We start from the raw sequence: 14,663 nt of genomic DNA, 5'->3' as shown, positions 1-14,663 counted from the left end.
GCGATTTCCGCATTCAAGGCTACGAGACAGGCGATGGCTCGCACCAGCAATTTATGGTCGCGCAAGCGCCGCAATGCCACAAGAAACCGCAAGACCTGACGCTCGAAGCCGCAGGCAGCTATGTGCTCAATGTCGGCACGGTGTATCGCGCGCTTTTTACGACGCTGCAAATCGAGAGCGGCAAATCCATCTTCATTGAAGGCGCAGCAACTGGCACGGGCAACGAAGCTGTGAAAATCGCCGTCAAATCGGGCTTGAATGTGATTGGTCTTGTCTCGAGCGAAGAGCGCGGCAAGCAAATTGAAGCGCAAGGCGCAAAGTTCATCAACCGCAAAGAGAAATCGCTTGCGGGAATCTTCACGCCAATTCCTGAAAAGCCAAGTGACATCAAGCAATGGGCGAAAGCGGGTGAAGCGTTTTTGAAAAAAGTTAAAGCGCTCAATGGCGGGAAACTGGTGGATTACGCTGTCTCGCATGCGGGTGAGCAATCCTTTCCGCGCACCTTCCAAGCGCTGGCGCAGGGCGGCACGCTCACCTTCTACGGCGCATCAAGTGGCTATTACTTTACCTTTCTTGGCAAGAAAGGCACATCTACGCCAGAAGAAATGCTGACGAAAATTCGCTTTCGCGCCAATGAATCTGCGCTTTGCTACTATGGCACGAGCGTCGATAAATCAGGCATCGTAGATGAAGTGGGCTTGGAGATTATTGAGACCTTGCGCGAAAGGCGGGCACGCATTGTCGTCGCTTGCTACACCGACGCGCAAAAAGAGTTCATTGAATCGCTGGGCTTCGGCGATGCCATCAAAGGCGTGATTTCTCTGGAAGCGATGAAACGACGCTATCAAGACGACTTCGAGTGGCAAGCGCCAATGAAGCCGTTGCCTGATGCGCGCAAAGAAACTGCAAAGTTCAAAGCCGCCGTGCAAGAATTTAACGACAAGACCTTCAAGCCCTTTGGCACGGAGGTGGGCAAGGCGCTGCGCTCGCCCGACAATCCGCGCGGCAATCCTGACATCGTGTTTGAACGCGCAGGGCATGATGCGCTGGCTGTTTCAACGGCGGTGGTCAAGCCTTTCACAGGCAAGGTGCTCTACTGCGAAGAGATGAACGGCAAGCGATACACCTTCTATGCGCCACAGGTGTGGATGCGTCAGCGACGGATTTATATGCCCTCTGCGAACATTTTCGGCACGCACCTGTGCAATGCTTACGAAGTCTCCGTAATGAACGATATGGTTGATGCGGGCATCATTGAAATCTCCGAGCCATATGTGGTGAGTTTTGACGAAATTCCGCAGGCGCATCAAGATATGTGGGAAAATAAGCACAAGGCGGGCAACTATGTCGGCAATCACTGCTTGCCGCAAAAAGGCTTGAAGACGAAAGAAGAACTCTTCAATGCGTGGAGTTTGAAGAAATAAGGCAAAACTGAATTGAAAGGGGCAAACAAGTCATTGTTCATAAAAAGGCATTACAAGCAGCTTACGGTCATACTGTCTGCATAAAGGTGCACTTACGAAGCAAGTGCCACCTTCTTTAAGACGCAGCAAGCGACACGGTGAGCCGAGCGTTGTTTTTGGGAAGCCAGTGCAGGACAACTCTACCCGCATTGGCAAAGTATCGTTGGGCGACACGCTGCACATCTTCCAAAGAAACCTTCTCAGCACGCATCATTTCACGGTTAATCTCTGCAGCATTGCCAAAAAAGGTGTGGAAAAATGCAAGATTATCAGCGACACCAATTGCCGTTGAAAGACTTCGCAGTAGGCTCATCTCGTAGCTATTTTTGGCTTTCTGCAATTCATGCTCAGAGATGTCTCCACGAATCAACCGAGCAAGTTCTGCATCAATCTCACGCTCCAGCTGCGCTAAGTGGCTGGTTTGTGTGGCAATCGCAGTGATGTAAAACAGTCCTGGATGTTCGCCAGGCGCAGCATATGTGCTAATGGATTGCGCCAGTTGCGCTGTATGCACCAGATTCTTGTATAGCCGTGAGCTGCGTCCATCAGAGAGAATGCGGCTAATCACCCCTAAGACATCAGCGTCAGGGTTACGAACATCACAGATGCGGTAAGCTATGAACAAACCAGCCAGTTGCACATTATCGTAAATCGTGTCGCGCACCTCAGTCGTGAGAGGCAAGTCATAATCGGAAGGACGTGGAATGTCACTGCCGCGCGGAATATCGCCAAAATATCGTTCAACGGCTTTTTGAGCTTGCTCTGGGGTAACATCGCCTGAAAGCACCAATACAGCATTGTTCGGCACATAGTAGGTGCGGAAGAACTCTTGCACATCTTCCAAGCTAGCGGCATCTAAATGCTCCATTGAGCCAATGGTTATCCAGCGATAGGGATGCTGGAAGTATGCACGGCGATGCAAGTGCTCATAAACTGTGCCGTATGGTGCATTATCGTAGCGCATTCGGCGCTCCTCTTTGACCACCTGTCGCTGGTTTTCAAAATTTTCTGCGGTAATCGAAAGACTCAGCATTCGGTCGGATTCGAGCCAAAGTGCCAGCTCAAGCTGGTTGGAGGGCAGCGTTTCGAAGTAGTTGGTGCGGTCTTCATTGGTAGAGGCATTCAGGGTGCCACCTGCGCGCTGAATGTAAGCGAAGTGCTCCGTTTTACCCACGTTGCGTGAGCCTTGAAACATAAGGTGCTCAAAAAGATGCGCAAAGCCAGTGCGGTCAGGACGCTCATTCTTTGAGCCGACGTGATACCAAAGATCGATAGCAACAATTGGCACGGTATGGTTTTCATGCACAATGCAGTGTAAGCCATTCGGCAGGGTAAATTCAGAAAAGGCAATTGGAAACATCGTTTGCGCCTATTTTTCTTGCAAAACACGCAAGAGCAGTCAAAAAATTCAGAAAGCAAGATAGGGTGGGGCAAAGAAGTATAGGCAGTGAAAAATCGCAGCCTGCAGAGAAATGAAGGTATCGGCACACTCATTGCGCCGATACCTTTATGGAGAGAGCTAAACTGGGATGCCGTGAGCAACCATAATTTCGCGTGCAGCTTTGTTGCCAGTTTCCACTGCACCTTCCATGGAGTCATAGAAGCGATTGCGGGTGTATCCGCCTGCAAGGAAGAGATTTCTAACGGGGGTTTTCTGTGTGGGTCGCTTGGCATCAATACCGGGCACGGCAGCATAAACCGATTGTGGAATCCGCACAATCGTGTGCTTCAAAATTTTTGCGCCTTTTGAGGTGTCGGGGAAAATATCCCGCACGCTGGCGTCGACTTTGGCAATGATTTCTTCATCAGAGAGGTGAATGAAGTGCTTAGCGGGTGCAACGCCAAACTCAAAGCGCGACTTGCCTTGATGAGTCATCCCACGCAAAACGGCATATTCAGGCGTCGTATTCGCCATATCGGCGTAGAAGGGAATCACGCCATCGGGCGAGAACATAATGTTGTCCATGTAGCTGATTTGCTTGTCATACCAGATTTGCACCGTAACGACAGGCACACCTTGAAACTCATCAATGTTGCGGAAGAATGTGTATTTGGCTTTCAGAGATTCAGGCAGAACTTTCTTGAGGTTATGCACAGGCAAAGCAGTTAGGTAGTAGTCAGCGGTGCGAACTTCGCCGTCAGCCATTTGCACCCCTGTAATTTCATTCCCGTCGTAAAGGAGTGAAACCGCTTTGGCTTCGGTGTAAATCTTACCGCCTTTGCTACGAATGTAATTTGCAAGCGGTGCAATCAAATACTCTTCAGGCGAACCCTTAAGAAAGCCCATCATTGAGGCCTTCGGCACACGCAAGAACTCCCCAGCGACGTCAATGACGATTTTAGCAGAAATCTCCTCAGGTGGCAAAAACTTTAGCGCCAGAGACATTGGCACGAACATTTTTTTCAACAGGCGTTTGCTGACGCCCTGCTTCTGATGCCACTGTTCATAAGTGAGCTTATCCTGCTCGGCGTAATATTTTTCGCCCCCAAAGAGAATCGGTATAAGCATTTTGGTGAAAGTAACCATCTCGCCCAGCGTAAAGTAGTGATTGCTGGTGATGGCAGGAATGAGATGAAAGGGGCTGGGCAGTTTCCATGTGCGAAAGACAAAACGCTCACCTTTGGAAAGCGTGTAGGTTAGCTCATGCTTTTTCCAAAGAATGTGCTGATAGGTGCCCAGCTCTTTCATTAGCTCGTAGATTTCTTTGTAAGCTCCAAAGAAGCAGTGTAATCCTGTTTCAATCCAATCTCCCTCTGCGTCTTTCCACGACGATACTTTGCCGCCTAAAATGGGGCGCTTCTCGAGCACTTCCACCTGAAAGCCGTTGTCAACCAGCCGCTTTGCTGCCGCTAGACCCGCTAGGCCACCCCCAAGAATCAGGACGCGGTTTCCACCTGTGCTGACCCGTGGCGAAATAGTCAGTTCTTCCGTCATAGAGAGCTTGTTATTTAGGTTTTTCGTGTTGGGGAAAACGGCATTTCAGGTTACGACGTTCTTAGCGACAACACCTCGGCAACAATCTGGCACAGCTTTGAAAGCTCGAAGGGTTTGTGCAAAAAGGTGGCGACATTGTCGCGTTTGAGAGAAGCAAGTCGCTCGCTATCAATGAGGCCGCTGGCTGCAATGATTTTAAGGTTAGGACTCAGTTTGCGCAGCTCATGCACCAGTTCTGTGCCATCCATACCGGGCATCGTCATATCTACGATGGCGACCACAATTCCTTTCTGCTGCTTAAAAAGCGCAAGAGCGTCTGCGCCCCCAGCAGCGGTCAGCACACGGTAGCCCTTTTTCTCCAGTGCCAGTTTAGTGGTCTCTCGCACCATTTCTTCGTCGTCAATGATGAGAATTTTTTCACCATTGCCGTTTGCAGCTTCAGGAGGAGCAGTGCCGACGCTGGACTTCTCACCTGCCTCAGACCAAGCAGGCAGATAGATTTTGAATGAAGTGCCTTTCCCAACCTCGCTGTAGACGCTGAGAAACCCGCCATGATGCTTAACAATGGAGAACACAGTCGAAAGACCAAGACCAGTGCCTTTCCCGACCTCTTTTGTGGTAAAGAAAGGTTCAAAGATTTTGTCTAAAACCTCTGGCGACATACCAACCCCCGTATCGCTGACTGTAATCACGACGTAGCGACCGATTTTCGCATCAATGTGAATGGTTGTATCGGTGGCGCTAAGAAAAGCAGACTCAAGGCGGAATGTAAGTTCGCCGCCATTCGGCATAGCGTCACGTGCATTGACAGCAAGGTTCAGGAGCACTTGATAAATCTGTGTGGCATCGGCTTGAATCAGCGGTAAGTCGTCGGCAGTATAGACCAAAATGTCAATGTTCTTCGGAAAAGTATCTTTAAGGAAGGTTACCAACTCTTGCAGCACATCGGTAACTTTAACTGGGCGCAAAAGGCTATCTGAGCCGCGCGAGAAGAGCAAAATTTGCCGAACAAGGTCGGCGCCACGCTCCACACTTTGCGAGACTGTAGCCAGCCAATGTCGGCTTTTCTCATCGGTTGTGCGAGCGGCAAGCAGTTCTAAAGACAGCATCATTGGAGAGAAAATGTTGTTAAGGTCGTGGGCAATGCTGCCTGAAAGACGCCCAAGACTATCGAGACGCTGCGCGCGCAGAAATTGCACTTCCAGCCGCTTTTTCTCGGTGATGTCTGTATCGGTGGTAATGATAGACTTGGGGTTACCATGCGCATCGTGCATCAGCGTCCAGCGGCTGTCCACAATCACTTCTCGACCGCTCTTATGAGACACGCGTAGCTCACCGCTCCAATAGCCCTCGCGTAAAACTGTGTCAATGATATACTGGGCGTTGAGATGAGATTTTTGCCAGAAAGTCTCTATCAAGGGCTTCCCTATCACTTCCTCTGCGGAGTAACCGTAGATGCGCTCAGCCGAGCGATTCCAGTATTGCACACGGTCGTTCAAATCACGAATGATAACAGCGTCGTGCACTTTATCGAGCAGCGTAGCTTGTTCTCTGAGCATTTCTTCGATTTTCTTGCGCTCAGTGATGTCTTTCATCGTGCCAATCATGCGGTATGCCTTGCCTTGCGCGTCAAGCAGGAAATCCCCATTATCTTCTACATAGATGTAATGACCGTCTTTATGCCGAAAGCGGTAGATTTCGTTATATGGCTTGCCTGCCTTCATTGCTTCATGGAGCGCATAAGTTGCCGCCGCACGGTCTTCAGGGTGAATCATCTCTTCCCAAGTTCGGAGGTCAATCTGGGCGAATTCTTCAGGTGTAAAACCCGAGACTTGCTCAATAGCGCCGACCCAGTTGATTTTGCCAGATGAAATGTCAAGGTCATAGATAAGCTGACCTGTATTTTCTGCGGCAATCCGATAGCGTTCTTCACTTTGACGCAAGGCTTCCTCAGCTTTCTTTCGCTCGGTGATGTCGCGCTGAATGCCGAAGTGGCCGATGAATTTGCCCTCTTCATTGAAGAGAGGAATGTAGTGCCCTTCAATCCAGATTTGAGTACCATCGGCGCGGCGCTCGTCCGTAACCATTAGGTATGCCTCGCCGTCAAGGTTTTCACGCCAGATGCGGCGTGCATAATCTAAGTTGTGGGCATAAAAGTCAGCGGGGGTGCGACCGATAAACTCTTCTCGAGACAAGCCATACTGCGCAAGCATGGCATCATTGGCTTCAACCATTCTCTCATGGTGCAGAATGTAGTCCAGTGCGGCTTCTTTGTCAGGAGCATTGTGCCACTCAATCGGGTTGTCAAGCATCATAAAGTAGAACCCATCAAGCGCTTGCTGAAAGAACAGATTGAGTTGCCGCTCACGCTGCAAAATATCATGCTCGAGCTTCAGACGCTGGCTGACATCAAACGCAATCACCAGCCGCCCGGGCTGACCATGAAAGCGAACACGGTGTGAGTGAATTTCAGCTGTAAAGACTTCGCCACTTTTGGTGCGATGTTGCCACAGACCAGTGTAAGCCTTTTTTTGGCGACGAATTTCTTTTGCCTTTTGCAGCATGGCGGCAACCGTCTCGGGTGGACGAATCTCGGCAATCGTCATGGTCAAAAATTCCTTCTTGGAGTAGCCATAGCGTTGGCAAGCAGCTTTATTGACAGCTATGAACCGCAGGGTCTTTTCATCATAGACCCACATTGGCGTGGGATTGTGTTCAAATAGCCCCTCGTAGAAGGTCCTGTCGACAACAGGAGGCAGAGCCGTGCGACGGCGTGCGGTTGAGCGTGAAGAGCGAGTGTGCAAAGATGCAGAGCGAGCTTTCGTCGCTCCCTGCGCCTTGGTGCGAGACTGAGCACTAGGAGTGGCGGCTGCGCGCTTTCTGCGTTTTGAGGCTGACCCCATAGAAGTAAGGAAAAGTTAAAAAAAGACTACGCCAAGCATACTCCCACCTGTGTCATGTCCGAGACCAGCCGCATCAAGAGCAAGCTGGCGTTGTGAAGTTGTCGGAAAGTCATTCCTTACCCCCGTTCAGGGTAGTTGCTAAACCCGACAACTGACCCCCAACACTGCTGCCGCTGCAATGCAGAAAGCCCAAGTGGACTGAAAGTGCTCTGCATCAGGACGACTTTCTGGACAACGCCAGCAAACTGCAAGCTTTAGCAATTAATAATTCCAGTAAATTTAGAGCTCGCTCAGAAAGCGAAACAGCGTTGAAGTTAGAACTTTACGAGGATTTTCTGAAACACGCTATGTTAGCGCGTCTTCTTCAAAGAATCTACCAACTCTTAGCATCGCCACAGTCGGAGTGGAAGCGCATTGCCGATGAACCCATCTACGACCCTCAAGATTTAATTCGTGACTATGCAATGCCACTGATTGTAACCGCCGTGTTGCTTGAAGTGATTGTAGCGGGTGTGCTCAATGGTATCAAGACAAAACTGGTTTGGATTGCACTGGTGAATGTTGCGCTGCTCTCTCTACTGCTTGCAATCACCACTGCGCTGATTCAGAGCTGGGCGCCACGCTTCCAGTCAAGCAGTGAGCGCAACGACGCTGCTAAGTTAGCTGTCTACGGCTCTACCCCGATTTGGTTAGCGGCAATGTTATCGGCTCTTTTCCCGCTGGGCGCATTTTTCAGCTTTGCCGTCAAGCTCGCAGGTCTCATCTACGCGATTTACCTTTACAGCACAGGGCTGGCACCTGTTTTGGGCACGCCTGCTGCACAGCGAGGCAATTTCTCGACGGTGCTAGCCATTCTACTCTTTGTTATCTTTGGCATTATTCGTCTGCTAAGCGGCGGTGTGGAGCGATTCTTCAATCGCTAAAAATCTGCACCTCTACACAGATGTTGAAAGCACAATCGCCCTGACTGGGAGACGAAGTCGCAAAACATGAAATCGCACTAAGAAAGTGGAAAAACACTTAACTGTTCGCAACTTCATCACATAAAACCATCAAACCAAAGTGATATGAAGCGCGCTTGTGTGAAGCATTCTTGGGGATTGCTCTTTTTGGCGCTGCTACTGGTTGCAGAGCGGTGCTATGCACAAAAGCCAGATAGCGCCTACCTGCGCTCCCTAGTGCCACGCCAAAGCCCAATGGCGGTAGCCAAAGTAAATATCGGCGATGCCTACATCAAGGTAGTGTATTCGCGTCCGTTTAAGCGAGGGCGACTGATTTTTGGCACCAAAGAAGAAAACGCGCTTGTGCCTTACGGCGAAGTTTGGCGACTGGGTGCAAATGAAGCAACTGAAATCACGCTAACCAAAGACATTCTCATTGCGGGCAAACCGCTCAAGGCAGGCACATATTCGATGTTTGCGATTCCCAACAAAGATCGATTCACCATCTTAATCAACAGTGAACTTGGGCTATGGGGACACTTCCGAATGGATGAGAAAAAAGAAGTGATGCGCTTCGATGTGCCCACTGGCGAGACTGAAGGCGAGTTTGAAGCGTTTACCATCTTTTTCAAAAAGCCAGAAGGTAATAGCACGGAAATGATGCTGGTGTGGGATAGAACCAAAGTGGTAATCCCGATCAAGGTAGGCTGAGTGCTTCGGACTGCGCAGGCTGTGCGCGAAGATAGGGCTGCAGGGCTTCAAGAAGCGCCTTGGGGGGACGGATAAGTTTGCCTTGCACACTAACAAAGGCATGTACTGTGTAGCCTGAGAAGAGCTTACGCTGTGAGAACTTCTCATAGCCTTGATAGCCCAGCGTGATACGCACATTTTCCAGCTTGTCCACACAGGTTTCAATTAAAAGCTCATCGTCGTAGCGAGCGGGCGAAAAGTAATCAAGGTGTGCAGAAACGACAGGCAGGCGCAAACCAAGCGCTTCTAACTCCTTGTAAGGAAAACCGCAATGCCGCAGCAGTTCATTGCGGGCAGCTTCAATGAACTCAAAATATCGGGCGTAGTAGACAACCTGCATCTGGTCGGTATGGGCATAGATAACACGCTGGGTATAGATGAAAGGGTAGCTCGGCTGTCGCATTTAGTCTTCTCTCCACACGCCCATTCGGGCATATTTTTCAATGCGTTCTTCGACCAATTCTTCAGGTGATTTGTGCAGCAGCGGTTTAAGTTCCTCAATTAAAATCGCCTTGAGTGTGCGTGCGGTCTGTTCGGGGTCTCGGTGTGCCCCACCGATTGGCTCAGGCACCACGCGGTCAATGATCCCCAGCTCCAAAAGGTCGTTAGCAGTTGGTTTCAAGGCTTCGGCTGCTTGCTCTTTGAAGTTCCAACTACGCCACAGGATTGAAGAGCAGCTTTCTGGCGAAATCACGGAATACCACGCATTTTCCAGCATCAGAACACGGTCGCCAACCCCGATACCAATTGCACCGCCTGAGGCGCCCTCCCCAATAATGACGGCAATGATAGGCGTCTTTAAGCGCGCCATCTCAAAGAGATTCCGAGCAATCGCTTCCGCTTGACCACGCTCCTCTGCTTCAATGCCGGGGAACGCACCCGGCGTATCAATGAGCGTGATAACAGGTTTGCGGAATTTTTCAGCAAGACGCATCAGGCGCAGGGCTTTACGGTAGCCTTCAGGGTTCGCCATGCCAAAGTTGCGGTATAGGTTCGATTTGGTATCGCGTCCTTTTTGATGGCCTAAAATGACAATACTCTGAGAAAAGCCATTTTCGTCAGTCAGTCTGGCAAATCCGCCAACAATGGCTTTGTCGTCTCCAAAAGCGCGGTCGCCTGAGAGTTCAATAAAATCTTGCGTCATCATAGAGATATAGTCAAGTGTGTAGGGGCGCTCAGGGTGTCGAGCCAGTTGCACACGCTGCCAACGCGTCAGATTTCGGTAGATAGAAACCCGCAAATCCTGCACCTTCGCTTCAAGCTGCTCAATATCGCGTGCCAACTCTTCGCTGGCTGCATCTTTGCCGTTGCCATTTTGCAGCGCAAATTGACGCATTTCATTGAGCTTATTTTCTAGCTCCACAATCGGCTTTTCAAAATCAAGAACAACTTTGCTCATTGTTTCTCTATTTAGATTCCTACTTGCCTCACTGATGGGGCGCTAATGATACGAAAAAATTCCTTTCGAATTAGCATTGCCAAATCTGAGCAAGAGAGCAAAGGATGGGCAAAGCCACTCTGAGGTATGCGTCGAGTAAGGCAGCATTTGCATTGCACACCGAAGCGGTGTATTTTCCTTACAATCTGAACACGCCGTCAGAAGTATGCCAACTGCAGCAGCCCTACATAAGTTTTCTCTGCCTTTTGCTGAAGATGATGAAGCAAGACTGCTGGAACTGGCTCGTGGTTCGAAACTGATACTTGGCGCGCTGAAAACACTGCTCTTGACAAACTCCTGCAGCGAAGTTGAGCTATCGGCAGAGTGCCAAAGCATCTCGGATACAGGGACACTTTCGCAGCGTTTGCTGGAGCAGGCACTGGCAGCGCTAACGAAGGAAGAATTCACGCCGCTCTATGCACTTTGCGTGGTGCTGTCGCAAGCCACTGAGCCGCTGTCTGAAAAAGAGCTGGAAACCGTCTGGCGTCAGTTGGCTTTCCCTGCATCGTTCCCCAGCGCAGAGGAATTGCTCTATATGCTGCTGCCATTGCACTTCATTGAGGTCGACACCCATCATCGAGCACCGAAGTTTAGGCTGAATGCAGCGGTGCGTGCAGAGGTGCTAAAACGGCTGTCAGAAGAAGACCGCATTAATGCGAACACAGCATTTGCGATTTTCTACTCAAATCTGCAAAACCCCACCGATAGTCAATTGCTGAAGCATCAGCATCACCTGATTGCAGCAAAGTTGCACAAAGAAGCGGTGCAGCTTGCAGCTGCCTACTCGCCTGCCTTAATGAAAGCCGATAAGACAGAGACCGCGCTGCAGCTCTTGCAAGCTGCGATTCCACTAGCCGAGTCGCTAAGTGAGGAAGTAGCATTGTTTCTTCGTCATCAGCTGGCAACAGGCTCAGCCAAGCTCGCTCAGTATGAGGTCGCCATTGAGCAGCTGACCGTGATTGCCACACGACTGCAAAAAGCAGGAAACACAGCCGCCGAATATGCAGCGCGCTACCAACTCAATAGTGCCTTAGCCGCCAAAGGCGACTACGCCGCAGCACTGACAGGTTTTCAAGAGTTAATGCAAAAGCAAGCTGAACACAAAAATATGTCAGGTGTAGCAGCTGCAGCCGCACAGGTGGGCCTAGCGGCTCTGGCACTTCACGATGCAGAGCGAGCAGTAGAGCACTTCTACATTGCAAAGCGGCTTTCGGAGAAGCTGAGCGATATGGAGCAGAAAATCAGCGAGCAGAATTGGTCATTTCTGAGAGAAGAATTAGGAAGCAGTACGCTCGATAAGCACCTTGCGGCTGTGCAAGCACGTGCGGAGGCGTTCTGCCGCGCCCTGCAAGCGGCGTAGAATTTACTTGGTTGCCCGAAGAATGTCGCCCGGAAACTGCCGCCACACTAAATTTTGCGCCCAAGTCCAAAACTTGTAGAGCGATGGACGCACAAACGAATCCAGCCGTGCCTTCACTTCAGTGCCGCCTTCAACTTCCCGAACCCAGAACTGCAAACGAGTAGGACGAATCCATCGCAAGCTGCCGACATAGCTACCGTAGAAATACTGCAGGTCGCGATACGATTTGTCGCGAATTTCTGTAAGCACACCTGAAAACATCATCATCGGTCCGTGATGAACCGTAAGCACGCCTTCGTAAAAGCCTGCAGGAATGTTGGGGTCAGGTGAGACAAACTCAACCCGCCAAGGAAAAATTTGGCTGTCGGTAAAAGTCTCGGGGCTGTTCAGCCAATTCCACACCTTCTCAATGGGGCGCTCCACCACAAAGGTGTATTCATTGACGTGATGCACAAAGCCCTTCGGTGCAGCTTGAAGGGCAACGGTATTATCGGCGCGAATGTCGTCAGATTGCGGCATACTCAGGACGCTTTTGCGCTACCGAACAAAAAAGCAAAGCAGGAGATTCCCTTCGTCTTGCTGCCCCTTAGGCAAACTGCGTAGAAAGCTGATGTGCAAAGTGCTGAAGAGCGTCTTCGGTCTCGAAGGCTGGCACCTCAATGCAGTGCGCCGTAAGCTCAACTTTGGAAAACGGCTTAGGAATCTCAAAGGCGTCCCAGCTTCGCAGCGTCCACTTGCTACGATGGGTGATAGCAAGGAAAAGCAGAGGGGCTTGGTGCATAGCGGCAAGGCGAAGCGAGCCGTATTTGAAACGACGACTTGGGCCGCGCGGACCATCAGGCGTGATGACAACGGCTGCCCCTTCACGCAGCGCTGACTGAATAGCAGCTCTCACTTGCTCTTTGCCGCGAGAGCTGGAGCCACGAATCAAGTGAAAGCCTAGCGTGGCTAATGCCTGCGCCAGAATTTCACCATCTTTGGAAAGACTTACGACAGCATAGATAGGACCTGCATTCAGCGTGCGGAGCACACTACGCGCCGCCAGCCAACCCGTTAGCATCTTGCCGTGCCAGAATGCAACAAGAACCTTGCCGTGTGGCAACTCTACAGGCAAAACAAAAGACTTGCGAAGCGTCGCATAGAGCACCCGCATTAGAAGCGGCAAAAGAAACCGATGCAAAAAATGTCGCATAGTGTGTGCCTAATGCATGCAAACTCAGAGCCGCTGCCTTGTGCAAGGGTCGCAGGCTGGCTTATCTATAACGCCGAATTTCACCGCGACGCAGGCGCGTAAGGTATAAAGTTAAGTCACGCTTTACTTCGGGCATTAAGAAGTATAGTCCAATCAAGTTCGGAAAGCTCATCGCAAAAATCATTGCATCGGAAAAGTCTGTTACTTTGTCTAAGCTCATTGTGGCGCCAATGACGACAAAAAGACAAAAAAGCAGTTTGTAGGATAAGCTCATTGCAGGAGTTTCACCAAAAAGGTATGTCCAAGCCTTTAAGCCGTAGTAACTCCATGAGAGCATAGTCGAGAAAGCGAAGAGAAAGACGATAACGGCAAGCAGGTAGGGAAACCACGCAATCACGCTGGCAAAGGCGGCAGAGGTAAGCGCCACGCCATTTACGGCAGTGTTTGATGTATATCCTGTAACCACAATAACCAGTGCCGTGCAAGTGCACACCACCACGGTGTCAATAAATGGCTCTAAGAGTGCTACGATGCCTTCGGTAATTGGCTCATTGGTTTTGACAGCAGAGTGAGCAATTGCGGCAGAGCCGATGCCCGCCTCGTTAGAGAATGCGGCACGTCGCACGCCTTGAATCATTGCACCTAATGCGCCGCCTGCAACAGATTCAGGGGCAAAGGCGCCCGATACGATTTGCCACAATGCGTTTGGAACATCGCTAATACGTGCCACTAAAACAGCCAGTGTGGCTAAAATGTAAATACCGCACATAATCGGTACGATTTTGTCCGTTACGCGCACAATGGATTTAATGCCGCCGATAATCACCAGTGCAACCAGCACCGCTGTAAAGATGCCAAAAAGCCAGCCAAACCCCTGCAAGATACTTTGCGACTCACCCGTTACCACCACGAACTGCTTGAAGGCTTGATTAACCTGAAACATATTTCCTGCGCCCAGTGAGCCACCGATACACATCACGGCAAAAAAGCCAGCTAAGAACTTGCCTAGCAGAGGGTGTTGGCGAGCAGCAAAAGCTTTGCTAAGGTAATACATCGGGCCACCTGAAACGCTACCATCGCTGTGGAGTGTGCGATATTTGACACCCAACGTGCACTCGACGAATTTCGAGGACATGCCTAAAATACCCGCCAGTATCATCCAAAACGTAGCGCCTGGACCACCGACAGATACGGCAATTGCGACGCCTGCAATGTTACCTAGCCCCACAGTGCCCGATAGTGCTGCAGCAAGGGCTTGAAAGTGCGAAACTTCACCTTGATGATGAGGGTCGCTGTAGTCGCCACGGACCAGTTCAATAGCGTGTCGAAAACCCCGCACGTTGATAAAGCCCATATACACCGTGAAGATACAAGCGCCGCCAATCAGCCAAACGATGATAAGAGGCAAATTGACTTCACCGATAGGCACAGCATAGAAAATCACGCTGGAAATCGCATCGGTAAAGGGTGCAACAGCATCATTGATGCGTGCGTCAATGCTGCGAGAAGCATTGGCATATGAAGAGGAACTGAACCCTAACGCAAGAGTGAGAAAAAAGCCTGTGAGAAAAGGTGTTTTAAGCATCGGTGAATTGGCTTAATTGCACTCTACGCAAACTTATTTGATTTTCGTAACTTAGAAAAGATTAAACCTTCTCGGCTTAGTAGGTGTCAGAGCTAC

Annotated in this window: 12 protein-coding genes; 4 read left to right on the top strand and 8 right to left on the bottom strand. The window is 50.4% G+C overall.

The genetic code is table 11. The features are described from left to right. A partial coding sequence (locus NZM05_10680) for a zinc-binding dehydrogenase (protein MCS7014078.1) occupies positions 1–1,424 on the top strand: 1,424 nt, incomplete at its 5' end. A 115-nt stretch (positions 1,425–1,539) separates the two neighbouring features. Here NZM05_10680 and NZM05_10675 read toward each other — a convergent pair. From NZM05_10675 to NZM05_10665, 3 genes are all read right to left on the bottom strand, one after another. After that, a complete protein-coding gene (locus tag NZM05_10675) occupies positions 1,540–2,823 on the bottom strand; it encodes an insulinase family protein (protein ID MCS7014077.1) in 1,284 nt (427 codons plus the stop codon). A 159-nt stretch (positions 2,824–2,982) separates the two neighbouring features. Further along, positions 2,983–4,398 carry an FAD-dependent oxidoreductase gene (locus NZM05_10670; GenBank protein ID MCS7014076.1) on the bottom strand — a complete coding sequence of 472 codons (1,416 nt, stop codon included), beginning with the start codon at positions 4,396–4,398 and terminating at the stop codon, positions 2,983–2,985. A 50-nt stretch (positions 4,399–4,448) separates the two neighbouring features. Then, positions 4,449–7,202 carry a PAS domain S-box protein gene (locus tag NZM05_10665; GenBank protein MCS7014075.1) on the bottom strand — a complete coding sequence of 918 codons (2,754 nt, stop codon included), beginning with the start codon at positions 7,200–7,202 and terminating at the stop codon, positions 4,449–4,451. A 446-nt stretch (positions 7,203–7,648) separates the two neighbouring features. Between NZM05_10665 and NZM05_10660 the strand changes: the two genes are divergently transcribed. Together NZM05_10660 and NZM05_10655 are read left to right on the top strand one after the other, a co-directional pair. Then, positions 7,649–8,224 carry a YIP1 family protein gene (locus NZM05_10660; GenBank protein ID MCS7014074.1) on the top strand — a complete coding sequence of 192 codons (576 nt, stop codon included), beginning with the start codon at positions 7,649–7,651 and terminating at the stop codon, positions 8,222–8,224. A gap of 144 nt (positions 8,225–8,368) precedes the next feature. Further along, positions 8,369–8,953 (top strand): DUF2911 domain-containing protein, encoded by a 585-nt coding sequence (locus NZM05_10655; protein ID MCS7014073.1) that lies wholly within the window; start codon positions 8,369–8,371, stop codon positions 8,951–8,953. Here NZM05_10655 and NZM05_10650 read toward each other — a convergent pair. Continuing rightward, positions 8,940–9,395, bottom strand: coding sequence for an acyl-CoA thioesterase (locus NZM05_10650; GenBank protein ID MCS7014072.1), 456 nt, complete (start codon positions 9,393–9,395; stop codon positions 8,940–8,942). The two genes, NZM05_10655 and NZM05_10650, sit on opposite strands and share 14 nt — an antisense overlap. Then, positions 9,396–10,391: an acetyl-CoA carboxylase carboxyltransferase subunit alpha gene (locus NZM05_10645; protein ID MCS7014071.1), complete on the bottom strand. Its 996-nt coding sequence runs from the start codon at positions 10,389–10,391 to the stop codon at positions 9,396–9,398. A gap of 205 nt (positions 10,392–10,596) precedes the next feature. Here NZM05_10645 and NZM05_10640 point away from each other — a divergent pair, with 205 nt between their 5' ends. Continuing rightward, positions 10,597–11,790 (top strand): hypothetical protein, encoded by a 1,194-nt coding sequence (locus NZM05_10640; protein ID MCS7014070.1) that lies wholly within the window; start codon positions 10,597–10,599, stop codon positions 11,788–11,790. Between the two features lie 3 nt (positions 11,791–11,793). Here NZM05_10640 and NZM05_10635 read toward each other — a convergent pair whose 3' ends face one another. The 3 genes from NZM05_10635 to NZM05_10625 form a co-directional block, all read right to left on the bottom strand. Further along, complete coding sequence (locus tag NZM05_10635; protein ID MCS7014069.1) at positions 11,794–12,309, bottom strand: hypothetical protein; 516 nt, start codon at positions 12,307–12,309, stop codon at positions 11,794–11,796. Positions 12,310–12,376: 67 nt separating this feature from the next. Then, the gene (locus NZM05_10630) at positions 12,377–12,982 is read right to left on the bottom strand and encodes a DUF374 domain-containing protein (GenBank protein MCS7014068.1); all 606 of its coding nucleotides are present in this window, start codon (positions 12,980–12,982) and stop codon (positions 12,377–12,379) included. 61 nt (positions 12,983–13,043) lie between these two features. Beyond that, a complete protein-coding gene (locus NZM05_10625) occupies positions 13,044–14,567 on the bottom strand; it encodes an alanine:cation symporter family protein (GenBank protein MCS7014067.1) in 1,524 nt (507 codons plus the stop codon). Between the last annotated feature and the right edge of the window lie 96 nt (positions 14,568–14,663).

The organism is Chloroherpetonaceae bacterium (genome assembly GCA_025056565.1).
Classification (GTDB): Bacteria; Bacteroidota; Chlorobiia; order Chlorobiales; family Thermochlorobacteraceae; genus Thermochlorobacter.
The sequence above is the reverse complement of the archived record's forward strand: the minus strand, read 5'-3'. Positions and strand labels throughout refer to the sequence as shown.